The sequence below is a fragment of the Blautia caccae genome, from assembly GCF_040095955.1.
GTDB classification, from domain to species: domain Bacteria; phylum Bacillota; class Clostridia; order Lachnospirales; family Lachnospiraceae; genus Blautia; species Blautia celeris.
Genome location: NZ_JBBMFP010000029.1, coordinates 25,483 through 51,593, shown reverse-complemented (window position 1 = coordinate 51,593; position 26,111 = coordinate 25,483). Strand labels below are relative to the sequence as shown.

Annotated in this window: 22 protein-coding genes; 18 read left to right on the top strand and 4 right to left on the bottom strand. The window is 48.8% G+C overall.

Annotated features, from left to right (window positions below):
- The first annotated feature begins 19 nt into the window (after positions 1–19).
- From rapZ to WMO65_RS23080, 6 genes are all read left to right on the top strand, one after another.
- Positions 20–910, top strand: coding sequence for an RNase adapter RapZ (rapZ, locus tag WMO65_RS23105; protein ID WP_033143397.1), 891 nt, complete (start codon positions 20–22; stop codon positions 908–910).
- Positions 889–1,848, top strand: coding sequence for a DNA-binding protein WhiA (whiA, locus tag WMO65_RS23100; protein ID WP_033143396.1), 960 nt, complete (start codon positions 889–891; stop codon positions 1,846–1,848). The genes rapZ and whiA overlap by 22 nt, the downstream gene beginning before the upstream one ends.
- Positions 1,845–2,099, top strand: coding sequence for an HPr family phosphocarrier protein (locus WMO65_RS23095; RefSeq protein WP_054352075.1), 255 nt, complete (start codon positions 1,845–1,847; stop codon positions 2,097–2,099). The genes whiA and WMO65_RS23095 overlap by 4 nt, the downstream gene beginning before the upstream one ends.
- 105 nt (positions 2,100–2,204) lie before the next feature.
- Positions 2,205–3,461, top strand: coding sequence for an AfsR/SARP family transcriptional regulator (locus WMO65_RS23090; protein ID WP_052099736.1), 1,257 nt, complete (start codon positions 2,205–2,207; stop codon positions 3,459–3,461).
- A 107-nt stretch (positions 3,462–3,568) separates the two neighbouring features.
- A complete protein-coding gene (araA, locus tag WMO65_RS23085; RefSeq protein ID WP_148392887.1) occupies positions 3,569–5,065 on the top strand; it encodes an L-arabinose isomerase in 1,497 nt (498 codons plus the stop codon).
- A gap of 124 nt (positions 5,066–5,189) precedes the next feature.
- On the top strand, positions 5,190–5,423 hold the full coding sequence (locus tag WMO65_RS23080; RefSeq protein ID WP_148392888.1) for a hypothetical protein: 234 nt from the start codon (positions 5,190–5,192) through the stop codon (positions 5,421–5,423).
- A 39-nt stretch (positions 5,424–5,462) separates the two neighbouring features.
- On the opposite strand, the gene WMO65_RS23075 is transcribed toward WMO65_RS23080, so the two are convergent.
- The 3 genes from WMO65_RS23075 to WMO65_RS23065 all read right to left on the bottom strand — a co-directional run bounded on the left by WMO65_RS23075 (position 5,463) and on the right by WMO65_RS23065 (position 8,082).
- Positions 5,463–6,035, bottom strand: a complete 573-nt coding sequence (locus WMO65_RS23075) for a hypothetical protein (protein ID WP_148392889.1) — start codon at positions 6,033–6,035, stop codon at positions 5,463–5,465.
- Positions 6,028–6,666, bottom strand: coding sequence for a TetR/AcrR family transcriptional regulator (locus tag WMO65_RS23070; RefSeq protein ID WP_052099735.1), 639 nt, complete (start codon positions 6,664–6,666; stop codon positions 6,028–6,030). The genes WMO65_RS23075 and WMO65_RS23070 overlap by 8 nt, the downstream gene beginning before the upstream one ends.
- 72 nt (positions 6,667–6,738) lie before the next feature.
- The gene (locus WMO65_RS23065; RefSeq protein WP_148392890.1) at positions 6,739–8,082 is read right to left on the bottom strand and encodes an MATE family efflux transporter; all 1,344 of its coding nucleotides are present in this window, start codon (positions 8,080–8,082) and stop codon (positions 6,739–6,741) included.
- Between the two features lie 161 nt (positions 8,083–8,243).
- Here WMO65_RS23065 and WMO65_RS23060 point away from each other — a divergent pair, with 161 nt between their 5' ends.
- Positions 8,244–8,804: a PadR family transcriptional regulator gene (locus tag WMO65_RS23060; protein ID WP_148392891.1), complete on the top strand. Its 561-nt coding sequence runs from the start codon at positions 8,244–8,246 to the stop codon at positions 8,802–8,804.
- A 375-nt stretch (positions 8,805–9,179) separates the two neighbouring features.
- On the opposite strand, the gene WMO65_RS23055 is transcribed toward WMO65_RS23060, so the two are convergent.
- Positions 9,180–9,926, bottom strand: a complete 747-nt coding sequence (locus WMO65_RS23055) for a GNAT family N-acetyltransferase (RefSeq protein ID WP_033143900.1) — start codon at positions 9,924–9,926, stop codon at positions 9,180–9,182.
- 221 nt (positions 9,927–10,147) lie between these two features.
- On the opposite strand from WMO65_RS23055, the gene WMO65_RS23050 reads away from it, so the two are divergent.
- The 11 genes from WMO65_RS23050 to WMO65_RS23000 all read left to right on the top strand — a co-directional run bounded on the left by WMO65_RS23050 (position 10,148) and on the right by WMO65_RS23000 (position 25,881).
- Positions 10,148–11,953: a cache domain-containing sensor histidine kinase gene (locus WMO65_RS23050; RefSeq protein ID WP_118593782.1), complete on the top strand. Its 1,806-nt coding sequence runs from the start codon at positions 10,148–10,150 to the stop codon at positions 11,951–11,953.
- 10 nt (positions 11,954–11,963) lie between these two features.
- The gene (locus tag WMO65_RS23045; protein ID WP_033143892.1) at positions 11,964–13,481 is read left to right on the top strand and encodes a response regulator transcription factor; all 1,518 of its coding nucleotides are present in this window, start codon (positions 11,964–11,966) and stop codon (positions 13,479–13,481) included.
- Positions 13,478–14,734: an ABC transporter substrate-binding protein gene (locus tag WMO65_RS23040; protein ID WP_054351894.1), complete on the top strand. Its 1,257-nt coding sequence runs from the start codon at positions 13,478–13,480 to the stop codon at positions 14,732–14,734. The genes WMO65_RS23045 and WMO65_RS23040 overlap by 4 nt, the downstream gene beginning before the upstream one ends.
- A 106-nt stretch (positions 14,735–14,840) precedes the next feature.
- Positions 14,841–16,238, top strand: a complete 1,398-nt coding sequence (locus WMO65_RS23035) for an extracellular solute-binding protein (RefSeq protein WP_148392892.1) — start codon at positions 14,841–14,843, stop codon at positions 16,236–16,238.
- A gap of 104 nt (positions 16,239–16,342) precedes the next feature.
- Positions 16,343–17,227, top strand: coding sequence for a carbohydrate ABC transporter permease (locus WMO65_RS23030; RefSeq protein ID WP_148392893.1), 885 nt, complete (start codon positions 16,343–16,345; stop codon positions 17,225–17,227).
- Between the two features lie 13 nt (positions 17,228–17,240).
- Positions 17,241–18,062, top strand: a complete 822-nt coding sequence (locus WMO65_RS23025) for a carbohydrate ABC transporter permease (protein ID WP_052099733.1) — start codon at positions 17,241–17,243, stop codon at positions 18,060–18,062.
- A 24-nt stretch (positions 18,063–18,086) separates the two neighbouring features.
- Positions 18,087–21,230, top strand: coding sequence for an alpha-mannosidase (locus tag WMO65_RS23020; RefSeq protein WP_148392894.1), 3,144 nt, complete (start codon positions 18,087–18,089; stop codon positions 21,228–21,230).
- Positions 21,231–21,416: 186 nt separating this feature from the next.
- Entirely contained in the window at positions 21,417–22,787 is a 1,371-nt protein-coding gene (locus WMO65_RS23015) for an aminopeptidase (RefSeq protein WP_148392895.1), read from the top strand.
- 110 nt (positions 22,788–22,897) lie between these two features.
- A complete protein-coding gene (locus WMO65_RS23010) occupies positions 22,898–24,076 on the top strand; it encodes a sortase family protein (RefSeq protein ID WP_148392896.1) in 1,179 nt (392 codons plus the stop codon).
- A gap of 390 nt (positions 24,077–24,466) precedes the next feature.
- Positions 24,467–24,874, top strand: a complete 408-nt coding sequence (locus WMO65_RS23005) for a hypothetical protein (protein WP_148392897.1) — start codon at positions 24,467–24,469, stop codon at positions 24,872–24,874.
- Between the two features lie 59 nt (positions 24,875–24,933).
- Positions 24,934–25,881: an L-lactate dehydrogenase gene (locus WMO65_RS23000; protein WP_148392898.1), complete on the top strand. Its 948-nt coding sequence runs from the start codon at positions 24,934–24,936 to the stop codon at positions 25,879–25,881.
- Positions 25,882–26,111 lie beyond the last annotated feature (230 nt).

Genomic DNA, 26,111 nt, shown 5'->3' with positions numbered 1-26,111 from the left:
TTAGCGGAGAGGATTCTATATGCGTTTTGTAATTGTGACGGGAATGTCAGGTGCCGGCAAGAGTACGGCCCTGAAAATGCTGGAAGATATGGAGTATTTTTGTGTGGATAATCTTCCCATACTCCTGATTGAGAAATTTGCACAGCTTGTGAAGGACGGAAGTTCCGGGGAGATAGAGCGTGTAGCCGTGGGTGTTGATATCAGGAGCGGCAAAGCTTTAAGTGAACTGGAACATGTTCTGGAGCGGCTGCGGCTGCCGGGATTCCAGCCGGAGATCCTCTTTTTGGATGCGGATGACAAGACACTGGTAAAGCGTTATAAGGAGACACGGCGCTCCCATCCCCTTTCCGGCAACGGAAGGGTGGATGAAGGGATTCAACTGGAACGCAGCAGGCTGGCTTTTCTGCGGGAATTTTCGGACTACATTCTGGATACCAGCCAGCTTCTCACCAGGGAGCTGAAAGAAGAACTGGAAAAGATCTTTGTGGAGAACCAGAAGTTCAAGAATCTGATGATCACAGTTCTGTCCTTTGGGTTCAAGTACGGAATCCCCGGTGATTCTGATCTGGTGTTTGACGTGAGGTTTCTGCCGAACCCTTATTATATAGAAGGAATGCGTTTTTTGAGCGGCAATGACAAGCCGGTCAGCGACTACGTCATGGGATTTGAGCTGGCACAGGAGTTCTCCGATAAACTGGAGGATATGCTGCGCTTTCTGATCCCCAACTACATATCCGAAGGCAAATCCCAGCTTGTGATCTCCATCGGATGTACAGGCGGCAAGCACCGCAGTGTGACGCTGGCCAATGAACTATACAGACGGCTGAAAAAGTCAGAAGAATACGGAATACGGATTGAACATAGAGATATAGAAAAGGATGCGAAGAAATGTCATTCTCCGGAAGCGTAAAACAGGAGCTGGAGCGCTGCATCAGCCCTGCCAGGCATTGCCAGATCGCAGAGCTTTCAGCTATTTTCAGCTTTTGCGGTGAGATACAGAGAACAGAGGAAGGCCAGACATTTCTCTGTTTTTCTACAGAAAATGAAAGTGTTATAAGAAAGTGCTTTACTTTATTGCAAAAAACATTTAAAATAGATAGAGAAATTTCTATAGATAAACGTTTAATAAAAAGAAACAACAGATTTGTGATTGAAGTACGAGGTCAGGAAGATACCGTAAGAATTCTGCAGGCAGCAAAGTATCTGACCGCAGACAGGCAGCCAATGCCCTGTGCCGCTCTTGTGAATCCTCTGGTTATTCAAAAGAACTGCTGCAGGAGGGCTTTTCTGCGGGGAGCATTTTTATGTGCAGGTTCTATCAGTGACCCGGAGAAATTTTATCATTTTGAAATCGTATGTTCCACATTGTCAAAAGCTCAGCAGCTTCAGGAACTGGTGCAATCCTTTGAGGTGGATGCTAAAGTTGTAAGCCGCAAGAAGCACGAAGTTGTTTATGTAAAAGAAGGCGCGCAGATCGTAGAAATTTTAGGCCTCATGGGGGCCAATGTATCTTTGATGAATCTTGAGAATGTCAGGATTCTGAAGGAAATGCGCAATAGCGTAAACCGCAAGGTTAACTGCGAAACGGCGAATATTAACAAGACTGTAAATGCTGCAGTAAAACAAATGGAGGATATAGCCTATATCCGTGATACCATTGGATTGGAGCGGCTTCCGGATAATCTGGAGGAGATTGCACAGATAAGGCTGGAATATCCACAGGCTTCTTTGAAAGAACTTGGCATGTTACTAGCACCGCCAGTGGGAAAGTCAGGAGTCAATCACAGACTGCGGAAAATCGGCAGCATAGCAGAGGAGCTCAGAGGGAACAAGGAGGAACAGATATGATCAGGAAACCAATTACCATCGGTATTTCAAACGGCCTGGAAGCAAGACCGATCGCATTACTCGTGCAGGTAGCCAGCCAGTATGCCAGCAATATCTATCTGGAGAGTCAGGAAAAGAAGGTAAATGCAAAGAGCATCATGGGTATGATGAGTTTGGGATTAGACGCTGGTGAGAGCGTGACTGTATCAGTTGAAGGCGAAGACGAAGTCGAAGCGATGAAAAGCATCGAAGAGTATTTGAGCAACAAATAAATATTGAACTTTTAAGGAAAAAGAGAGCAGATATGAAAGAGTGAGGCCGTCCTGGATGAGGGGCGGCCTTTTTAACGGCGCGCAGATTGCAGGAGATATAAAAAGATGGAGAGAGAAAAAAGTATCGGTATTATGAGGGTAAGGATGTTAGGGGGGTTTTCCATTACTTATGAGGGAGCGGCAGTGGTCTTTGACAGGAGGAGCCCGGCAAAATTTATCCAGTTATTTCAGCTTCTCATGCTGCACTTAAGGGAGGGGATAGATAAGGCGGAGCTGATCGATGCTCTTTACGGCAAGGATGGGGTGGAAAACGGGAACAGCAGTCTGAACAATACAATCTTCAGGCTCCGCAGACAGTTGAAAAAGGCAGGCATGCCGGAGGATGCGTACATTATTGTAAAGAAGGGGAAATGCCGGTGGAGTGAGAATATTAAGGCAGTGGTGGATATCCATCAAATGGAGGCAGCCATCGAGGAGGCCTGCATGGAAAGCGGGGAGAAGAAGGAAGAGCTTTTAAAGGAAGCCTGCAGTCTGTATAAAGGGGAATTTCTGCCATCCTCCGCAGCGGAAGCCTGGTCTGTCATAGCAGGCGTGAAGTACAGAGACTTATACTTTGACTGTATGCGGGAGTTGTTTTCCATTCTGAAAAACCGCGGAGCCTATGAGGATATACTTTACATCAGCTCCCATGCGGCCTCTATCTATCCCTATGAGGAGTGGCAGCTTTGGCGGATTGACAGCCTCCTTGCCCTGAACCGGCATAAAGAGGCACTGAAGGTCTATGAGGAGACCGCATCCCTGTATTTTAATGAGTTTGGCTTAAATCCGTCCGGGAAAATGCTGGAGCGCTTTCATGCCATGAGCAGTCAGATACAGGGGGTTCCCTCAGATATGTCGGAGATCCGCAGGGACTTAAGGGAGAAGACAAAGGGAAAAGGCGCTTATTTCTGCTCTCTGCCCAGTTTTATTGATACCTACAGGATTATGACGCGTATGATGGAGAGGACCGGGATGTCTGTATTTCTCATGCTGTGCACACTGACGGACAGTTTTGGAGTTCCCATTGAAAAAGAAGAGAAGATCAGTAAAGCAGCAGAAAAATTCCAGACAGCGGTGAAGCTGTCCCTGCGCCGCGGAGACTTATATACCAGGTACAGCTCCTGTCAGTTTCTGGTCATGCTTCCGGGCATTACCCAGGAAAACTGTTTCCGTGTGGCGGAGCGCATCAGCCGTCTTTTTAAGGAGGCAGGGGGCGGCAGCAACAGAATCCGATGTTATATCAGTTCCCTGATCGATGTGACCGAGGACTTCGGGGGGCTTAAGCATGGGATCACCTTTCCGGACGGCTGGATGCGGCCATAAACATACAACTGAAAAACTTGTACCCTTCCTGTGAATACAACTTGTAAAGATAACCGTACAAGTTTTAAGATAAAGGAAACAGAAAACCTAACAGGAGGGCGATTTTAATGAAGACAGGCAGAAATTACAAGTTTTGGTTTGCAACAGGTTCTCAGGATCTGTACGGAGATGAGTGCCTCAGAAAAGTGGCTGAGCATTCCAGAATTATCGTAGAGGAATTAAATAAATCAGGAGTGCTTCCTTACGAAGTGGTTCTGAAACCAACTCTGATCACAAATGAGGTTATCAGAAAGACATTCAATGAGGCAAATGACGATGAGGACTGCGCAGGTGTCATCACATGGATGCACACCTTCTCACCGGCTAAGTCCTGGATTCTGGGACTGCAGGAGTACAGAAAACCCCTGATGCATCTGCATACACAGTTCAACCAGGAAATCCCATATGATACCATTGATATGGATTTTATGAATGAAAACCAGTCTGCCCACGGTGACAGAGAATATGGTCACATTGTGTCCCGCATGGGGATTGAGCGCAAAGTGGTAGTGGGCCATTGGAGCGATGAAAAAGTACAGGAAAAGATTGCGTCCTGGATGCGCACTGCAGTAGGTATTATGGAGAGCAGCCATATCCGTGTTATGAGAATTGCGGACAACATGAGAAATGTAGCTGTGACAGAAGGTGACAAGGTAGAGGCCCAGATCAAGTTCGGATGGGAAATTGACGCTTATCCGGTAAATGAGATCGCAGAGGCAGTGGAAGCTGTGTCAAAGGGTGATACGGACGCTTTGGTGGAAGAGTATTACGATAAATATGAGATTCTTCTGGAAGGCAGAGATCCGGAAGAGTTCAAGCGTCACGTGGCAGTGCAGGCACAGATCGAAATCGGATTTGAGAGATTCCTGGAGGAGAAAAATTATCAGGCGATCGTAACACATTTCGGTGATCTGGGTTCCCTGAAACAGCTTCCGGGACTGGCTATTCAGAGGCTGATGGAAAAAGGTTACGGTTTCGGCGGAGAGGGTGACTGGAAGACTGCAGCTATGGTGCGTCTGATGAAGATTATGACAGCAGGTATGGAAGGTGCAAAGGGTACTTCCTTTATGGAGGATTATACATATAATCTGGTTCCGGGTAAGGAAGGAATTCTGCAGGCGCATATGCTGGAAGTGTGCCCGACTATTTCTGACGGTCCGATCAGCATTAAGGTGAATCCGCTGAGCATGGGAGACAGGGAAGACCCGGCGCGTCTTGTATTCACAGCTAAGACCGGTCCGGCCATCGCTGCATCTTTGATCGATCTGGGGAACAGGTTCCGTCTGATCATTAATGAGGTGGATTGTAAGAAGACAGAGAAGGCCATGCCGAAGCTGCCGGTGGCTACAGCGTTCTGGACACCGAAGCCGGATCTGGCTACAGGTGCGGAAGCCTGGATTCTGGCAGGAGGGGCGCATCATACGGCGTTCTCTTATGATATTACGGCTGAGCAGATGGGTGACTGGGCTGCGGCTATGGGGATTGAAGCGGTTTATATTGATGGGGATACGAAGATTCGCGGGTTTAAGAGGGATCTGCAGTTGGGGGAATTGGTGTTTAGGTAGGAATTTTGGTTAAGGGGGGACGGTGGATCTCCCGGGCGCTCCACTGAGACATCGCTCCCCCCGAACCGGTTCCCCGCCTTCCCATCCACTGCTCCGCCTGGCGTTTTAGAGCGGAAGCTTCTGTGTGGAAAGTGGAAGGACAATGGTGAGTGGTTTTTTAAAAGAGAGATATGGCATTCGTCGGGTGATGGAATGCTGTATCTCTTTTTGCGTGGGAGGAGAGAGGCATCAGGCGCAGGGGTGTGAGTATATTACGGGTGATGATGATGAGGCCCAGGGGAGGCATCAGTCGCGGGGGTGTGAGTATTTTACGGGCGGTGATGATGAGGCCCAGGGAGGCCTCAGGCGCGGGGCGTGAGTATTTTCCGGGTGGTGATGATGAGGCCTAGGGGAGGCATCAGGCGCGGGAGCGTGAACGTTTTACGGCGGTGGTGATGAGGCCCAGTAGGAGGAAGAGAGCGGCGGCTGAGAAGTAGAGGATGGGGTAGTGGTCGGAGAGGCTCCAGGAGTCATTGGAGCCGATGAAGGCATCAATCCTGTTGTTGGTGCAGCGCTCTGCGGCGTAGAAGGCAAGGATGAAGTAACCGGTTGTCAGGAATCCGTTAGCGTGTGTCAGGGTTTTGAGAAGGGCAGTGACTGCAAGTGCGGCCAGCCAGGCCAGGCTTACGGGGATGCCGAGTCTTGTTGTCCAGTATATGGGCTGGGGGAGGTAGAGATTGGCTGTGTATTCTATAATATAGAGGAAGGGAATCAGCAGGATGGCCAGGACCAGGTATGTGAAAAGGATACGGTGTTTCCCGCCGAATATGAGGGTATACAGCATCAGATAGGCGTAGAGACAACTGGCTGCTGTCAGGAGGGACCAGCTAAACTGCCGGTCCAGGGCAAAGTTTACGATGAAACAGGTCAGGACAGCCAGGATAAACGGGGATGCCAGCAGGATGTTCCACAAATTTCTTTTTTTAGTCATTTGAGACCTCTTTTCTTGGTGTTGGGTGAATGGGGGTCAGGATACGATCCAATACGGAAAATAGGAGGGATCTGGGTACCTCCGGTTTTTCGGAGGAGACCAGCAGGTTCTGAAAGGCCAGTCCGTCAATGGCTCCTGTGATGAATTTAGCCAGCTCGGAAACCGGCAGGCAGGTCTGGAACTCCCCGTTTCGGATGCCTTCTTCCAGAACTGCAGTGATGAGGGCATTGTATTTTTCATAGCCGCTTTTGATCAGTGTCTTGACCACGTGGCTTTCGGAGTAGGATTCCAGATAGAATTTGATGGGAAAGACACACATCAGGGCAGCCTGTATGGTGTCCTCCTCCCCGAGAACGATCCTGCGGAGTTTTTCACAGGAACTCAGAGGGCTGCCGCTGATTTTTTCTATGTATCCGATATAGGTATCGTAAATGCTCCGGGCTACTTCATCGACCAGGGCATTTTTGTTTGGGAAATACCAGTAGATGGCAGCCTTTGTCAGACCAACTTTTTTCGCCACATCGGTCAGGCTGAACTCGGTCATGCTCCTCTTTACCATGATCTCGATGGCTGCCTGTATGATTCCCTGTTTCATTTTCTCATAGTTCTCCGGTACTTTTTTCCTTGCCATAAAACTGCCTTTCTGTAATTAATTAACCGTACGTTTAATTAATTATGGCACAGAATTTCTCCGGAGTCAAGTTTAGAATCCAAGTTCTCTGTGAAGACGTATTGCCATGAAGACAGTGATCACAGCAGAGATGACGTCTGCAGCCGGCTGTGCGTACAGGATTCCGCTGACACCTGCAAAGAGGGGAAGGAGCAGAATGAACGGCACAAAGCAGATGCCCTGTCTGCAGGCCCCCAGGATAAAGCCCTCTTTCCCTTTGCCAAGAGCCAGAAACAGTGAGGAGTACACCGTGTAGAAACCGAACAGCAGGAAGGACAGGCCGTTTGCGCTCAGGGCCCTGGCGCCGATTCTGACCATTTCCAGATCCCCCTTTGTAAACTGAGAGATGATATTCGCGGAGAACAGAGATGCCAATACCCCATAGATCACGCAGAAAACAGTGGACCAGATAATGGAGAGCCGTATGGCCTCGTGGAGACGCTCATATTTTTTTGCCCCGTAGCTGTATCCCGCAATGGGCTGGAAACCTTTCATAAAGCCAAAGACCATAAGGCTCCCCACAGAAATGATCCTTGTCACAGGCCCCATACCTGCAATGACAGAGTCCCCGTATTCCTTAGCCTGAAAATTAATGAGGGAGATGGAGAGACTTGTCAGAAGCTGGAATACCATAGTGGGAATACCGATCTTCAATATTTCAGACATGATCTCTTTGGAGAAACAGCACGCACGGATACGGAAACTGAAGATACTTTTTTTCCTGAGAATATAACCCAGGTATACCAGAGAAGAGACAATCTGGGAGATAGCCGTAGCAGCCGCAGCACCGGCCACACCAAAATCCAGAACATAGATAAAGACAGGGTCCAGAACAATATTCAGCACAGCGCCGGCAAGCAGCGTAAACATAGTGGTTTTCGCAGCCCCCTCACTGGTCACAAGATTATTCATTGTCACATTAAACACATTAAAAATGGAGAACACCACATAGATACGCGTATACTCCTCCGCATAAGGCAGAATACTTTCCGTTGCCCCCAGCATCTTCAAAAGGGGATGCAGAAAGACAACCGTACACAGAATCAACAGGGCACCAACCGCAATACTGCTGTACAGGGCCGTACTTGCCGCCTGATCTGCCGTTTTCCTGTCTCCCCTTCCCAAAAGCCGGGAGATATAAGAGGCAGACCCGTTACCAAACAACAGCCCGAGACCCACCACAACCTGCCCAATGGGAAACGCCACAGAGATTGCCCCCATCTGACTCGTCCCCAGTCCCCCCACAAAATAAGCATCCACCAGATTATACAAGGCATTGATCATCATCCCGATCATCGTGGGAAGCCCCATTGCCAAAAGCGCCCTCCATACAGGTGCGCTGCCCAGCAGTTCCATTTTTTTATTTCCTTCACTCATAATCATGATTTCTGTAACGGTACCGTTACAAACTCCTTTCTTTTTGCTTGACAGCAGTTATAAAATATAATACTATAAATTATAGTAAAAACAAGTTGAGCTAAATAATACTATAATTTATAGTAACTGTCAAGAAAAATATAAAAAAGGAAGGTAACCACATGGCAACCATAGATTTAATCGTACTGGGAATTGTAAAAAAAGAGCCGCTAAGCGCATACGACATTCAAAAACTGGTAGAGTACCGAAACATATCCCGCTGGGTAAAGATCAGCACCCCCTCCATCTACAAAAAGGTGATCCAGCTTGAGAAAAAAGGCTACATCAGGAGCACCATGGTAAAAGAGGGAAACATGGCGGAAAAAGCCGTCTATTCCCTGACCGAAGCCGGCGAGCAGGAATTCAAAACCCTGATGCTGGGAATCTCCACCCAGCCCATCAACATCTTCCTGGACTTCAACGCTGTCATGGTAAACCTGGACAATCTCCCCCCCGAGACCCAGAAAATCTGCCTCGAAAACATTGCATCCGGCATAAAAACCCTAAAAACCAACCTGGAACAAAACATAACCGAAAAAACCTCCAACCCCCAAATTCCCGAAACCGCCAAAGCCGTCCTGCACCAGCAATACCTCCTGGCCCAATCCATAGAAACCTGGCTCGCCTCCGTAAAAACCAACCTGATCACAACAACCGCCCCCAGCCAGATCGATTCCATATAAACATTTAAAAGTTAAGGAAAAAAGATGAACTACCAAGAAAAGTAAAAAGATCCTAATAAACTACGCAAAAAAACGCATTGAAGAAATGCAAAAAAGGCCCTGAATACGATACAATAAACCGACAGCCCTTCAAAATCAGGAGAAGCGTGCCGTGGGAGCGAGGGCGGGTGTGGGTATGGGACAGGCGATGTCTCAGTGGAGCGCGCAGAAGATCCACCTGCCTCAGTCACTTAGCGAGGAGGCCATTGCCGACGAGCTTAGTGAATGAGAGCAGGTTAGCTTCTGTGCAGCGGAACGCTTCGTCTGTCCCATACCCACACCCGCCCTCGCTCCCACGGCACGCTTCTCCGTCCCATTTGAATCCCCCTGTCCGCCCTAATACTCCTGCCGAAACCAATACGTATAAAAATACCCAAACCCCAACCCCTCATACAACTTCCGTGCCCCCTCATTCCCTTCCACCACCTGAAGATACCCCTCCGTAGCCCCTTCATCAATCGCCGAATTCAATATAGACCTGCAAATAGACTCCCCCAAATGCTGCCTCCGATACCTTTCATCCACATGAATTGCATAAATCCCCACATAATCCCTGTCCAAAATCCCCAGCCCGGTCCCGATGATCCTCCCCCCATCATAAATAGACGCAAAGATAGTATCCTTAGGAATCGCCCGGTACATAGACGGCACAATCCTTCTGTGCACCTCATTCACAGTCCCCTTCAGTGAAAAAAGCCCATTCAGCCAATCCGGAGAAATCTCCCGGCTGAGAAACACCGGTCTTGCCGGCTTCTGCACCTTATACTTTTCCAGATCCATTGTCATCACCTCTGTGGTATGGGCAGTATGGTACCCCCGTTCCATAAGCTTCTGGTCAAAAGAGCTGTCCATCAGAGGATTGATCTTAAAGATGGTGGGAGTCCCCCATTTGGCATAAACCTCCTCACAGTACGCAATCTTATCCCTTAGTGGAATGGAAGAGAGACCAATCTGCTCCACACAGTTCGTCCTGTGGGTATAAAAATAAGAAAATCTGAGAATCCATCCGTCATATATCTGCATCTGATGTGAGGGCCATGCATTCAGGGAAAGGTCCTCAATAATTTTAATCTTACTGTTCATCTGCGTTTCCGCCTTATCATAAAAGTTTTCTGTAGACAGCAGCCTGTATATCGCTTCATTTATTATATATAGAATACACCCCAAAAGTCAAATATCTCCACCTTGGCACGGAAGAAAACATACTGTAAAATGAAGAAGTATCTCATAATGGGAAAATATCCCTAAAATCCGTACGGACATAAAACCACACATAAAAGCCAAAGGAGGAGAAGAGACCTATTTTGAATAAAAGACTGCAGAGACTGGGGATTGGCAGGCGTATGCTTGTGCTTCTTTTAGGTGTTTCCCTGGTCCCTATCATATTCGTTCTGCTGATTTCCTACAGACAGAGTGCCTCAACCATAACCAGGCAGACCGGGGAACTGATTGAAGCCAATCTGGAACAGTCATCCGGAAATGTGCAGAACTTTCTGGATACCTTTGAGAATCTCATACAGGACATCTACACAGACCAGACCTATGTGGACAATTTAAAGCCCATCAACATTTGGGACAGCAGCGGATTTTACCTGGCAAAACATAAGATAGAGGAAAATCTGCAGAACATTGTATACATAAACAAAAATATACTGGGCATTGCAGTCACCGGCATTTACGGTGATGTATGCTTCTACGACAGCATGACCCTGTCCGGCGCGGAGAGCTTCTGCTTTGACCTGGACAACATCAGAAACAATGAGATGGTAAAACAGGCCTATGCGGAGAAGCAGACCGTCTATTCCAGAACCTACCACAAGCTGGACACCAGATACGGGGAGAAAGACTATTTCTATGTGGCGCATCAGCTCACAGACTTCAACGATTATAAGGAGGGGCCTGTTGGGTGCATTTTATTGTGTGTGGATGAAAAAGCACTGTGTGATGTATATAAACAGGGCAGCACAAAATCCAATATTACATTTGTGGTGAACCGGTATGGTGATATTATCTCTTATCCGGAAGGCAATTACGGGGAAAGAAACATATTTGCCGGGGAGGAGAAAAAAGAGAGAAGCAAAGAAGAGATAGAGCAGGCAGCCCAGAAATTTGTGGAGAACAACCGGTACCCTCAGGGTGCAAGCCTGTCCGCCCGCAGCAAAGGGGTCCAGAACCAGACCTTTTATGTGGTAAATGTGCGGGACTTGAATTACGTGCTGAAGGACCTGCATAACCTGACCTTCCTGATTGTGCTGGTGGGGCTTTTGGCAGGGGTTATCTGCGTGCTTATTGCCGTCTCCTTCTCGAAAGACATGGACCGCTCTGTGAAGCCCATCTTAAATGCAATGGACAAGGCCAATGAGGGGAACATGGAGGTGCGCGTCCCGGAGGAGGGTATGGACGAGTTCGCCAGGATCGGCAGACACTTTAACAGTATGCTCAGCCAGATACGCACATCCAATGAGCAGGAAAAGGAGGCCCTGGTACGGGAAAAATACGCGGAGATAAAATCCCTGGAAGCCCAGATAAACCCACATTTTCTGTACAATACCCTGGATGCCATCAACTGGGTCGCCATCGACAGAAAAGAGTACAGCATCAGCAAAATGCTCACCAGCCTGGCACTGATCTTAAGATACAGCATTCACAAAAGCAATGAGATCGTGGAGATTCGGGATGAACTGGAATATCTGAAGCGGTATGTATACCTCCAGCAGCAGAGATTTGAATATTCCTTTATCTGTACTGTGGAGGCCGATGAGAATCTGATGAAGTGCAGAATCCACAAGCTGCTCATACAGCCTCTTCTGGAAAATACGCTGGTCCATGGTTTTCCGGGAAATACAGGTATGGATGAGATCAATATCCGCCTGACAAAGGCAGGAGAGCATAAAATATCCATAGTGGTGAAAGACAACGGAAAAGGCATGGAGGAGGGGCAGGCAGAATATTTCAATCATTTTGATTATAAGAAAGAGCGCATAGAATCCAGCATCGGTGTGCGCAATGTGATAACAAGGATCAAGCTTTATTACGGGGAGCAGGGGAGCTTTCACGTGGAGTCGAGCCAGGAAGGGACTGTTATAACCATTCTGATTCCCTATGAGTAGGAGGAACAATATGAAGATAATCGTAGTAGAGGATGAACCGAAGTCAAGAGAAGGGATCTTAAACATACTCGCCCGGGATACAGAGTATGAGGTGGCAGCAGTCTGCGGAAACGGAAAAGAAGGGCTGGAGGCAGTGAGAAAATACAGACCGGACCTGGTCATCTCAGACATAAAGATGCCGGTCATGGGCGGTCTTGAGATGCTGGAAAAGATTCTGGAGGAAGGGATCGCGGTACAGGCTGTCCTTTTGACCGGATATTCGGAGTTTGAATACGCCAGAAGAGCACTGAAGCTGCAGGTGGTGGAGTATGTGCTGAAACCTCTGGAGGTGGATGATTTTCTGGAAGTGCTGCACAAGGCGGAGGGAAACATTGAGAAAAACCGGGTGGAAAAGGTCTCTGCGGAACAGCTTCTGTGGACCTATTTTACCGGAACGGATATAGACAGGCAGCAGGCAGAACCGATTCTCAGGGAAACCCTGCAGGTGGATGACCGAACACAGATTTCACTTTTTCTGATCTATCCGTGCAGTCTGGCAAATGAGACGGGGAGTGAACTCCAGAAACACACCACAGAGCTTTTGGATTCCTTCTGCATGGAAAACTATTATGTAATGCCTCTGCCGAGACAGCAGGGGTTTTTAGTGATGCTGACAGATACGGAGAGAAATAAAAACCTGTTCAAGATCTTTAAGACCAGAATCTATCATTCTCTCTGCCAGATCACGGAATGCCACTGCAGCTACGGGACCCTTTACGGGCTTACCGGACTGAATGAGAAGCTTGAGGAGCTGAAAGACATGATGCAGTACGCGTTTTCTCTGCCGGATGAAACCATACTGAGCAGGGAACTGGTGGAGTCCGCTGTGTACAGGGAACTGGAATATCCGGATTATCTGGAGCAGAGCATTTACCGGGAGATCCGCAGCGGGCGGTATGACAAGGTGCGCATGATCGGGGAGCAGTTTGCCAGGTATGTGATCGACAGCGAGGGAAGGCCTGCCTGCATCCGGGAGTATGTCCTCAGGTTTGCAGCCGGAATCCTCAGGGTGGCAGGGGAGACCAGAGGCAGCCTGGAAGCAGTGGATGATACCTCCTATATCATGGAGAATATAGCCAGGAGCACTTCAAAAAGAGAGGTGAGATATCAGTTTGAGAAGATCATGAACGCGGTTGCCAGCAGCAGGGACACCCTTGATATTACAGAGAATGGCATGATACTCAATGTGATTGACTTTATCCGCAGCAATTACCAGAGGGACATTACACTGTCCGAGGCAGCGGAGGGATGCTGTGTCACACCGGAATATTTAAGCCGCATTTTCTGCAGGGAGACCGGGGTGAATTTCACCTCCTTTCTGCAGAATTTCAGGGTCAGTACAGCCAAGCGCCTGCTTCTGTCCGGCAACTATAAGGTTTATGAGGTGGCTGAGATGGTGGGATTCCATGACCAGAAATATTTCGTGAAAGTCTTTAAAAAGCTCTGCGGTGTCACGCCCTCGGAATACAAAAGGGAGAATGCAAAATGAAGAAAAAAGGGTATTTTGCTGCCTTCCTTCTGTGTGTGTTGGCTGTGTCCGCCTTTCTCTTTTGGCCGGAGAAGGGAGAAAAAGAGGAATCGGAGGCGGAAGAGGTGCAGAAAAAGCAGATTTACGTGCTCTGCGCCTATGAGACAAAACTGCACCAGCAGATTTTGAAGGAAGTGGCAGAAAATTATTCCAGCCGCTCCGGCTGTGCCAAGGTGAACATGGAGTTCATCCCAAAGGAGAACTTTAAGAAAGAAATCTGTCTCCGCATGGATAACGGCAGAACGGCGGACCTGATCATATGTGATAACGGGATGATGCCTGCTCTCATTGATATGGGAGTGTTTGCCGATATTTCCGCGTATGTGGAAACATGCTGCCAGGACAGTATGAACTTCCAGAAGCTGTGGAACACCACCATGGATGACGGAAAATATTATGGCATTCCCTTTACCTGTGATCCTTATGTACTTTTTTACAACAGCGATGTGTTCAGGGAGAACGGGCTGTCAGCCCCGGAAGACTGGGATGGGCTTCTGGATACCTGCAGTGCACTGCAGGACAGCGTTGGGGACAAGTTCGGATTCGCGGCAAAGCGTCCTGAGGAAATCTACGCTTTCTACAGAGCACTGCTTTATGCCTGCGGAGGCAGTTTAAACACCATAGACCAGGAAGGCGGGATCAGGGCGGCCGGTATTCTGGAGGAGCTGAAGAGGAGCCGGTATGTAGGAAAGCAGACCATTAATCTCACGGAGGCGGATGTAGCCCGCTCTTTCGCTGAGGGGAAGGTGCTGATGATGGCAAACAGGCTCAGCGCCTCCACGATTCTCAGAAGCTCACGAATGGAATTTTCAGCGGGTATCATACCGCTGCCGGGAGACGTGAGGGAATCTTTGATGCTCTCAGGGGAAAATATTGGGGTGACGGGTTATGCGGACCGGGAGGCTTACCGTTTTCTCACCTATCTCTATCGAGATGAGATTCAGGAGAGAATCTGCAATGTCATGGATACTCTGCCCGTAAAGGCTGCGGTGCCGTACCAGGCAAAGCGCGTGGGGCCGGACGAGGGGACAGAGTTTCTGGACCGTTACATTAACGAAGGATGGTGTGCAGAGACCAACAATTCCTGGTTTGAGATCGCGCAGCAGGTGTCAGAGAGTCTCTATGAACTGATGGAGGTCAGAGGCACCCCGCCGGAGGACACAGCACGGGAACTGCAGAACGCTGTGAAACTCATTATTATTAAAAAACGTTAAGGGTGGTCAAAAATGACCCCCTTTTTTAAATAAGTGGAATATACTGTACCGGAAAAAAATGGTATTCTTGTTTCATCAAAAAAACACGGAAAAGGAGAGAACGAGTATGAAGATGAAAAAAGTGATGGGCCTGTCTTTGGCAGTCGTGATGGCAGCAGGGCTTACCGCCTGCGGCGGAGGAAGTGACAAGGAAGCCTCCACCGGAGGAAATGAGAAGAAAGAGGCAGACAGCGGTAAGAAGACCATTACCTTCTGCTTCAGGGATGACGGCCAGGGTGAGGACGGCGCTCTCTGGAAATGGATACAGAACGGATATGACACCTGGGATAAAAAAGATACGGTGGAGTTAAATATAGCCCCTATCGTGGCACAGGAGGGAGATTACTTTACAAAAGTGGCTCTTCAGCTTGCAGATAAGAAAACCTGCCCGGACCTGGTTTGTGAGGACACCTTCCAGCTTCCCAATGATGTGAGTGCAGGCTACCTGACAAAATTAGATGATTACGTGAAAGATTATGAGGACTGGAATACCTCCTACTATGAATCCATGAAAAAAGGCGTGACTGGCGCGGACGGTTCTGTATACGGTATTCCGTACTGTACAGATACAAGAGGATTGTGGTACAACAGAGACATTCTGGCACAGGCCGGTGTGATCAGCGAAGGACAGGACTGGGAGCCAAAGAACTGGAACGATATCCTGGATGCCTGCAAAGCGGTGAAGGAAAAGTGTCCCGATGTAGTGCCCTTCTGGTGCAACTCCGGTGTGGCAACCGGTGAGGCAACTTCCATGCAGACATATGAGATGCTGCTCTACGGAACCGGAGAGAGACTGCTCTCCGATGATGATAAATGGATCGTGAAGAGCCAGGGTATTCTGGATTCCCTGAACTTCCTGCAGGATATCTATACCAACGGATACGGACCGGACCTCTCCCTTGTACTAAACGGACAGGCTTCCAATACATCTGCAAGAGAGTACCTGCCGGAGGGCAAGCTGGCAATCTCCCTTGACGGAAGCTGGATCACAGGAAACTGGACTGACACAGGGGCAGCACCGTGGCCGGAGGCTAAGGATGTACTGGGATTCGCATCCATGCCCACATCTGAGGGACAGGACCCGAAAACCATTACACTGGCAGGCGGCTGGGCATTATCTATTCCGGAAAATGCAGATGCCAAGGATGAGACCTTTGAATTCATCAAACATCTTATGGACCCGGAGGTTTACACCGATGCTGTTATTGCACAGGGAAATATTGCCACCAGACAGGATGTAGCCGGTGACGAGACCTATTCCGCACAGCCCTTTAAACAGATTGCTACAGAGTTTTTGGAGAGCGCTGATTTCAGACCGCAGAATGACAAATACTCCACTGTCACCACCAGCATCCAGACCATGGTGGAATCTGTGGTATCCGGTACCTCTCCGGAAGATGCCATGACACAGTACGCTACGGATGTGGCACGTGCCGTGGGCGATGACAATGTAACCGAGAAATAAAAGGCTGTCCGGAAAGATATTCCGGCAGGTTCAGCAACTGGGCGGCTTCGGCACCGTAAAGTGCCGCCGCCCATATTTTTTCATGATTGAAGGGAGGGCGCTTTATGGCAAGACCAAGCCGTGCGGCTGTCATAAAAGATGAGGCGAAGAAATCTATCCTGCTGCTTCCGGCAGTGCTGCTGCTTTTATGCTTTTTTATCATACCGATCGTACTGACGGTATATTATTCTTTTACCAACCTGGCTCTCAGCGGAGCCAATGCAAAAAATGTGGAATTTATCGGATTTGAGAACTATAAGAGAATGCTCACAGACCCCAGCACCATGACCAGTATCAAAAACACACTGCTCTTTTTAGTGGGCAGCCTTCTGGGACAGAGTATCCTGGGATTTCTGATCGCATATTTCATGAAGGGAAAACCCAAGGGACTGCGAAGTGTTGTGGGACCCTGCATCCTGGCCGGATGGGTAATGCCGGAGATCGTGGTTGCCCTGTGCTGCATGGCATTTTTCAAGGACAACGGAACCATGAACATGATCCTGGGCGCTGTACACATACCGGCAGTATCCTGGCTGTTCAAGCATCCCATGATGACTGTTGTGATCGCCAATGTATGGCACGGCACCGCATTTTCTATGCTGAACTTCCAGTCAGCCCTTGACAATGTGTCCGGAGATATTGAGGAGGCAGCCAGAGTGGACGGGGCCAACCGGTTCCAGACACTGATCCGCATTATTGTGCCCTGCATCAAGGACACCATTGCCACTAATACCATGCTGAATACCCTGTCTACCCTGGGCGTTTTCGGTCTGATCTATGCCATGACAGGAGGAGGTCCCGGTTCATCCACCACGACCCTTCCCATATTCATGTACAACCAGGGCTTAAAGGGGCTGCAGCTTGGATACGGTACCGCGATCGGTATGCTGATCTTGATCGTAGGCGCTGTGTGCAGTGTGATCTATACAAGAATTCTGAAGGACCAGTAAGGGAGGGAACGTAATGAGTGAAAAGATGGTAAAAACCCTGCATTGTGCATTTCTGGTGATCGTGGGGATTGTGTTTATCCTTCCGCTTCTGTGGGTAGTGATCGCGTCTCTGGATACCAATGCAGGTGAGGCTTTAAAATGGCCCGCGCAGTGGACTTTCAGCAATTACAGTGATGTGCTGACCAACTCGGATAACCTGCGGGGATTCGGCGTAGGTCTTGTTATTTCCTTTGCCCAGTCCCTGATCGTGGTGCTGATCTCAGGGCTTGCGGCTTATCCTTTATCCAGATATCATTTGAGCTACAAAAAAGGCTTTATGTATGTTATTCTGTTTATGACAGCACTTCCCATGATCGCGGTCACTGTGCCTGTATATAAAATTTTTCTGAGCGTAGGACTCCTGGACAGCATTCCGGGGCTGGTATTGTTTTTGTCAGCGTCATCTCTGCCCTACGGTATCTGGCTTATGAAGAATTTTATGGACGGAGTGCCGGTGGAGCTGGAGGAGGCTGCCTGGGTGGATGGTGCCACTACCATGAAGTCTATCCGTAAGATTGTGGCGCCGCTGATGTTTCCGGGAATCTGTGTGGTATTTATCTACACCTTCTCCGGAAGCTGGGGGAATTTCTTTATTCCTTACATATTGTTAAGTTCACCGGAGAAGATGCCGGCATCTGTTATGCTGTACCAGTTTTTCGGACAGCACGGTACCATCCAGTATGGTCCTCTTGCCGCATACTCCGCGATTTACGCACTGCCTTCCATCCTTCTGTACATTCTCTCACAGAACTATATGTCAAAAGGATTTACCATGGCGGGTGCAGCAAAAGGATAATGTGAAAACGGGAGGAATTTTTACATGGTGTTGATGAGAGAACGAATCGGCAAACTGCTGGAATACCTGCAGGAGCAGATCTATCCCAGATCCTGCGAGATTCAGGATTACAGAATGAAGAAGACAGAGGATACGTTCACGGATCTTGAGAACCTTGACACCTCCGACTGGGAGAGGCTTACAAGGGAGCAGCTCTGGGGAGGTCACAGGGAGTATTATTGGTTTGAGACAAAGGTGGTCATCCCTTCGGAGTTTGACGGGGAATGTGTAGTCTACGAACTGATGACAGGAAGAGAAGGGGAGTGGGATGCCACCAACCCGCAGTTTTCCATTTTCGTAGACGGAAAAAGGATCCAGGGTCTGGATGTGAACCACAGGGAGATCATCCTTACGGAAAATGCCTGTGCAGGACAGGAATACCGCATTATCCTGTCAGCCTTCACAGGTGACCAGAACTTTTCCCTCAGGCTCTGTTCGGCCATCAAGGTACTGGACAGAAAAACGGAGAAATATTTTTATGATTTATCTGTACCTTATGAGGTGGCAAGACTTCTGCCGGAGGATGACAGGGCATATCTGACCATCCTTAACTGCCTGAATGAATCCCTGAATCTGCTGGACTTCAGAAAAGAAGGCTCCGGGGAATACTATGAGAGTCTGGAAAAGGCACAGGAGTATATTACCAGGGAATTTTACGGCAAACACTGCGGGGACAGTGATGCTTATATCTACTGCGTGGGACATACCCACATAGACTGTGCATGGCTGTGGACACTTAAGGTGACAGAGGATAAAGCTGTGAGAAGCTTTTCCACGGTACTGGAGCTTATGCGCAGATATCCGGAATACATCTTCATGTCCAGCCAGCCCCAGCTCTACAAATATGTAAAGAAAAACGCGCCGGAAGTCTATGAGGAGATCAAGGAGCGGGTGAAGGAAGGCCGCTGGGAAGTGGAGGGCGGTATGTTCGTGGAAGCTGACTGCAACATTGCCTCCGGTGAGGCGCTGGTTCGTCAGTTCGTACACGGCAAACGCTTCTTCAGGGATGAGTTCGGAAAGGACAATGAGATCCTGTGGCTGCCTGATGTGTTCGGCTATTCCGCGGCTCTGCCTCAGATCATGGAAAAATGCGGTATCCGCTATTTCATGACCACAAAGATAAGCTGGAATGAATTCAATAAAATGCCCTGTGACACCTTTGAGTGGGAGGGCATTGACGGTACCAGGATACTGACGCATTTCGTGCCCACCAGGGATTACAACAAAGGCGCCGTGGAGGGCGGCTTTGAGACGGAGCACTTCACCACCTACAACGGATATATCAATCCGTCCCAGATGAAAGGGGCATGGAAGCGCTACAGCCAGAAATACTTAAACGACGAAGTTCTGTGCAGCTTCGGATACGGAGACGGAGGCGGCGGCCCCACAAAGGATATGCTGGAAAACCAGAGGCGTCTGGCAAAAGGGATCCCGGGCTGCCCGAAGACGGTCATGAGCACCTCACAGCAGTTCTTCCATGTGCTGGACAAAAAGGTGAGAGACCGAAAATATCTGCCCTCCTGGGTAGGGGAACTCTATCTGGAGTATCACAGAGGAACGTATACCTCTATGGCAAGGAATAAAAAATATAACCGCAGATCAGAATTTGCTTACCAGAACATGGAGCTGTACGGTATTTTGGGCGAGTACCTGCTGAAAGAAGCGTATCCGGACAAAGAGATCCATGAGGGCTGGGAGGTGATCCTGAGAAACCAGTTCCATGATATCCTTCCCGGATCTTCCATCAAAGAGGTTTACGATGACTCCAAAGAGGAGTACGAAGCAATCTTAAGCGCCAACCGGGAGTACACTGACAGAAGGCTGGGCAGTCTGGCAGAGCACGTGAATGCGCCGAAACACTCTGTCGTAGTTTACAACCCTAACAGCATGAACGCTGAGGAAGCGGTGTGCTTCCCGTGTCCGGAAGATATCTCATATCCTGCAGTGAAGGCAGGGGAGGAATGCCTTCCCGTACAGAAGATGGCAGACGGCACCTGGATGTTTACCGCAAAGGATGTTCCCGCAAAAGGGTATAAAACCTTCCTGATAGAAGAGAAAGAGGAAGAATACGAATCAGAGATTCAGGTAACGGAAACCCATATGGAGAACGCATTTTTCTCCATTGATCTGAACGAGAAGGGGCAGTTCATCAGCATCTATGACAAGAGAGCAGACCGGGAGCTTTTACCGGAAGGGAAAGCCGCCAATGTGCTCATGAGCTATGAGGACAGGCCCCACAATTATGACGCCTGGGATCTGAACAATTACTACACGGAAAAATCCTGGGAGATCGATGACGTGGCCGGGATAGAGGCAGCAGAGTGCGGCCCGGTTCGCGGGTGCCTGAAAATAACCAGGAATTATCTGGATTCCGTAATCAGTCAGTACATCTGCATTTATAAGGATACAGCCCGCATTGATATCAAAAATGAGATAGACTGGAAAGAGCACCAGATTTTTGTGAAGGCTCTGTTCCCGGTGGATATCCACACCAGCGAGGCATCTTTTGAGATCCAGTATGGCAATGTGAAACGTCCTACCCATGCCAACACCTCATGGGATTTCGCAAAGTTCGAGGTTTGTGTACACAAGTGGATGGATGTGTCTGAGGACGGTTACGGCGTCAGCGTGTTAAATGACTGCAAGTACGGATGCAGCGTCCGGGACGGCGTGATCGGCATTTCCATGCTGAAGTCCGCCATATATCCCAATCCGGAGGCAGATAAAGAACACCATACCTTCACCTATTCCATCTACCCGCACCGGGGAAGCTGGAAGGAGGCGGGAACCGTAAACCAGGCATATCTGCTGAACAATCCTCTAGAGGCTGCCGTAAAGGCCAATGAGGGCGGCACACTGCCGGATGTCTATTCCTTTGTAACCTGCAGCCGTGAGAATGTGGTGGTTGAGGTTGTGAAAAAGGCGGAGGAAGAGGAGGCAGTCATTGTCAGACTCTACGAATGTTTTAACAGAAGGACAGAGGTTTCTCTGACCTTTGCGGAGGACATCAAGACAGTCTGCGAATGCGATATGCTGGAAGCGGATATGGAAGAACTGCAGCCTGACGGAAGAAAGGTATCCTTCAGGATGAAACCTTATGAGATCAAGACCCTGAAGCTTAAATTTTGATCCTATATAATAAGAAGAAATACACCCAGGCCGGAATCCTGGCAGACGGCGCCGCAGCAGGCGCTGCGCCGGATTTCCGGCCTGACTGCCTTTGGGTTACGGTTCACGCTTGCATTTCCATTCTCTGTGTAGTAAGCTTTAAAATAAGAAAAAGGCAGATGCCCGATAGGAAAGGTGGTTCATCAATTGACAGAAAATGCTTGGAAAAAATACGGAGACAAAAGTGAAATTTTTGCTTTCTGCGAAGCTTACAGGAAGTTTATATCTGACTGCAAGACAGAACGTGAATGTGTTGCGGAGATGGTAAAGAGAGCGAAGCAGGCCGGATTTCAGGATCTGAATGCTGTAGTGGATGCAGGAACAGAACTGAAGGCCGGGGATAAGGTCTATGCAGACAATATGGGAAAGGCACTGGCGCTCTATGTAATAGGAGAGGAACCCATGGAAAAAGGAATGCGCATTCTGGGCGCCCACGTGGATTCCCCCAGACTTGACCTGAAACAGAATCCGCTCTATGAGGAGGGAGAACAGGCCCTCCTTGACACACATTATTACGGCGGCGTGAAGAAATACCAGTGGGTGACACTGCCCATGGCCCTGCACGGTGTGATCGTGAAAAAGGACGGCACAGTGCTCCCCATCGTCATCGGCGAGGATGCAGACGACCCGGTTGTGGGAATCTCAGACCTGCTGATCCACCTCTCAGGAAAACAGATGGAGAAGAACGCCAAGGAAGTGGTGGAAGGTGAGAACCTGAACGTGCTTGTTGGCAGCATTCCGCTGGAAGGCGCGGAGACAGAGGCAGTAAAAGCACAGATTCTTTCTATATTAAAGGAGAAGTATCAGGTGGAGGAAGAGGATTTCATCTCCGCTGAGCTGGAAGTGGTCCCTGCGGGAGCTGCCAGGGATTTTGGCCTGGACCGAAGTATGCTTATGGCATACGGTCATGATGACAGGGTGTGTGCATACCCCTCATTCGAGGCCATTGCCGCTGTGGATGAGGTGAAGTATACCTCCGTATGCCTCCTGGTAGATAAAGAGGAGATCGGCAGTGTGGGTGCCACGGGCATGCAGTCACGCTTTTTTGAGAACACCGTGGCAGAGGTGATGAATGCCTGCGGACAGTACAGCGAACTGCTGGTGCGCAGGGCTTTGAAAAACTCAAAAATGCTCTCCTCAGATGTAAGCGCGGCCTTTGATCCCAATTATCCGGAGGTGATGGAAAAGAAGAACTCCGCCTATCTGGGCCATGGGATTACCTTCAACAAATATACCGGTTCCAGAGGAAAAAGCGGCTCCAACGATGCCAACCCTGAGTACATTGCTGAACTTCGCCGTGTTATGGATGAGAACAAGGTATCCTTCCAGACAGCGGAACTGGGCAAGGTGGACGCAGGCGGAGGCGGCACCATTGCCTACATTCTGGCCAATTATAATATGGAAGTCATTGACTGCGGTGTGCCTGTATTGAATATGCATTCTCCCTGGGAGATTGCCAGTAAAGTGGATATCTATGAGGCTTATCAGGGATATCTTGCGTTCCTCAGGAACTGCTGAGAAAATTTTTGCGATTTCCTATGTACATCTCTGCCGGAAAATGTTAATATAAAATATGCATGGACTTCAGCAAAAAATAAGCACGAGATTACGAAATGAGGAATACACACATGTCTAAGTTTTTGAAATTTATTGTGAATCTGGTTGTGATCTGCGCAATTCTTGTGGCAGCCGCCCTGCTCGTTCCTCCCTTTGCAGGGGTCAACACAGTCATGAATGACAACAGCAGTAAAGATACCAATCTCCCGGTGGGTTCTGTTGCCTACGGAAGAGAGATAGATGCCGCAAGCTTGAAAAAGGGCGATAAGATCATCTATACCAATAACAATAAGGCATATGTCTATAAAGTTACGGATATGGATTCCTCCGCAGGTTCATACAAGGTAAAAAGTGTGTATGACAAGAATGCGAAGGAGGAAACGGTCCAGTTAATCAATAATGCAGTAAAAGTCGTTGTGGTAGTTCCCTACATTGCGTATGCGGCCATTGCCCTGCAGAGCAAGGAAGGCCTGATCGTTGTGGGACTCGGCGTGATCTTTTTAATTATCCTTTTTATTCTGGCTGAGTTATGGCGTAAGGACGAGGCTGACGATGAGGACGACGAAGATGAGGATGAAGAGGCTTCGGATGAGGAGGACAGTGAGGACGACGAGGACGAAGATGACGAAGAAGAAGAGAAGCTGAGCCGCAGGGAACGCAAGCGCCTCAAAAAAGAGGAGAAGCGCCGCAAAAAACTTGCCAAGAAGGGTCTTCTGGATGAGGAAGAAACAGAAGATGAGGAAGAGGAAGCTCCTGTTTTGGAAGCTGCCCCCATACCGGAAAAGCAGCCTGATGAATATGACAGTGCTATGAAAGATGCCATGGCATCTATTGCAGAGAGTATTGCCAAGGTACAGAACGGAGAGATAGAAGCGCCTGATAAGGTACAGGAAACAATCGTGCCGCAGGAGACTGCAGAGATCATTCTCGGTATGGAGGATGCAGAGGAAACAGAGAGTTCCGATGCGTCTGCAGTGGAGATGGTTTCTGATGACAGCGCTGTTCAGGAGACAGCAGAGAAAGAAGCTGCGCAGCCACAGGAAGAGACGGCTGCACAGGAAGAGGTACAGCAGGAAGAGGAGATGGAATCTGAACCTGAGGAGGTGCCTGTAGTGGACAAGGAAGCTGTGCTGCCTGCTCCGTCTGTGACGGAACTGCTTTCTAAGGCGGAAGCGGCGGGGGAATCACCGGAAGTGATTGAGGATAAGGATAATGAGGTGACACTTCTGGATTATTCTAAGCTTATATAGGTGGAAAAAAGGGATGACGTTTTGGGGCGTTGTCCTTTTTTTTGTGTGTTGGCGGGAGGGGGACGGGATGGAGGGGGAGGGTGCAGTTTGCTTTTGGCAGCCAGCTTCGTTCCCCTTCAGCTAAGTACCAACTGCGACTAAGACGCTCCGGAAGAGCCGTCGCGCCTAAGTCTTAGTAGGTACTGGATCTTCAGGCTCTCTGCCGCAATGTCTGCCAAAAGCAAACTGCACCCTCCCCCTCCATCCCTGTTCTTCGCTCCGGGAGATAAAAAAACAGTGTCTCTTCCGCAGCCCTCGTAATTCTACGACTAACTGTCTATATATTCCTCTACTCTGTTGAAATAAAGTGTTGAAAAAAGAGGTTGTCTGTATTATGATGGAGGTGTATTTTTGAAAAATTTGGGCGGAGAAAATATAGACGTGAAAAAAATAAAACAGAGGATAGGGACTGTTCTGAAGAGTCTTCTGGTTCTGGGGGTAGTTCTTTCGGGGGTTTTTGGGGCGTATGCAGAGACCGAAGGGCAGTGGGATAGCCGGGAGGGAAGTACAGAGGTTTCTTTTGAACGTAGAAGCTTTCATTATAATAATGACTGTGTGATAAAAGAACGTTCCCAGGACAAGTTTCACAGGCAGGAGAAAAAAAGGGGACAGCTATTGTCCTGGGGGATTGCGGTGGGGGTAGTGTGTGCAGGGGAATGGCTGTGCACTAGGAAGGCAGGTATCTGCAGTGCGGCTGCGGAGGAACGTGAGAGGAGATATGATCGCTGGAAGAGGCGGGGGCCGCCGGTGTTTGTCTGAAATTGCAGGAGGATATAAAAACTTATATAGAAAATAATATTTCAGACAGGAGAATATAAATGAAAGAATCCCATAGAGACAAAATTGTAGTGATAGGTGCAGGTAATGTAGGAGAGGCGATTGCCTATACTTTGATGGTAAGGGTACAGGCAAATGATATTGTGTTGGTGGATTTAAATGAGGACAGGGCAGAAGGGGCAGCGCTGGATATTGCTCATGGCACAAGTTTTTTTAAACAGGTGTGGGTGAGAAAGGGCGGATATGAAGAGTGCGCCAATGCGCAGATCATAATCATTACAGCGGGGATTGCCAGAAAACCGGGACAGACACGGCTGGATCTTGCAAAGACAAATGTTTCCATTGTAAAAAGTATCACCCGGAATATTATGAAGTTTGCTGAAAATCCTCTGATTCTTGTGGTATCCAATCCTGCGGATGTGACAACTGCGGCAGTGTATAAAGAGTCGGGGCTGCCGTCAGGACGTGTTATCGGCAGCGGAACATCTCTGGATACAGCGCGTTTCCGATATATTTTGAGTGAGAAGCTGCATGTTAATGTGGAGGATATCAATGCCTATATTTTAGGAGAGCACGGTGACAGCCAGGTACCTATCTTCAGCTCCGCCAATATCGGGGGATTTCCGCTCTATGATTATGCACAGCAGGTGGGAATCACGCTGGATGAGGAGGAGATCGCACACAGGACAAAAGACGGCGGTGCAGAGGTGATCAAGCTGAAGGGAGCTACATTCTATGGAATTGCCATGGCGGTTTCCAATATCGTAGAGACAATCATGAAAGATGATGATGCCATACTTCCGGTGGCACATGTGCTGGAGGAGAGCTTTGAGGAGTGGGCAGGCGTTGCGGTTTCCCTGCCCTGCAGAATCGGATGGGACGGAATCGAACAGACCCTGCGCATTCCCATGAATGAGAAAGAAAAGGCAGACATGGATAAATCCGTGGATATTCTGAGAGCGTTTACAGAACAGGTCATCGGATCGTAATGACAGGTTGATAATCCCGCCTGCGGAGGCTGCCGGACAGTCAGGAACAGCCGAGAAGCAACATATATCGGTAAGGATGGACAGCAGTATAGCGGCGCATCCCTTAAAAAAGGCAGAGATGTGCCGCTGTTTTTGTGGTTTTTATCGGAAAAGTGCTGTGTACGGGAAAAAATGCAAACTTTTTTTAACAAAAAGAAAAAAATACCTTGCATTCTGGAAAAACATCCTGT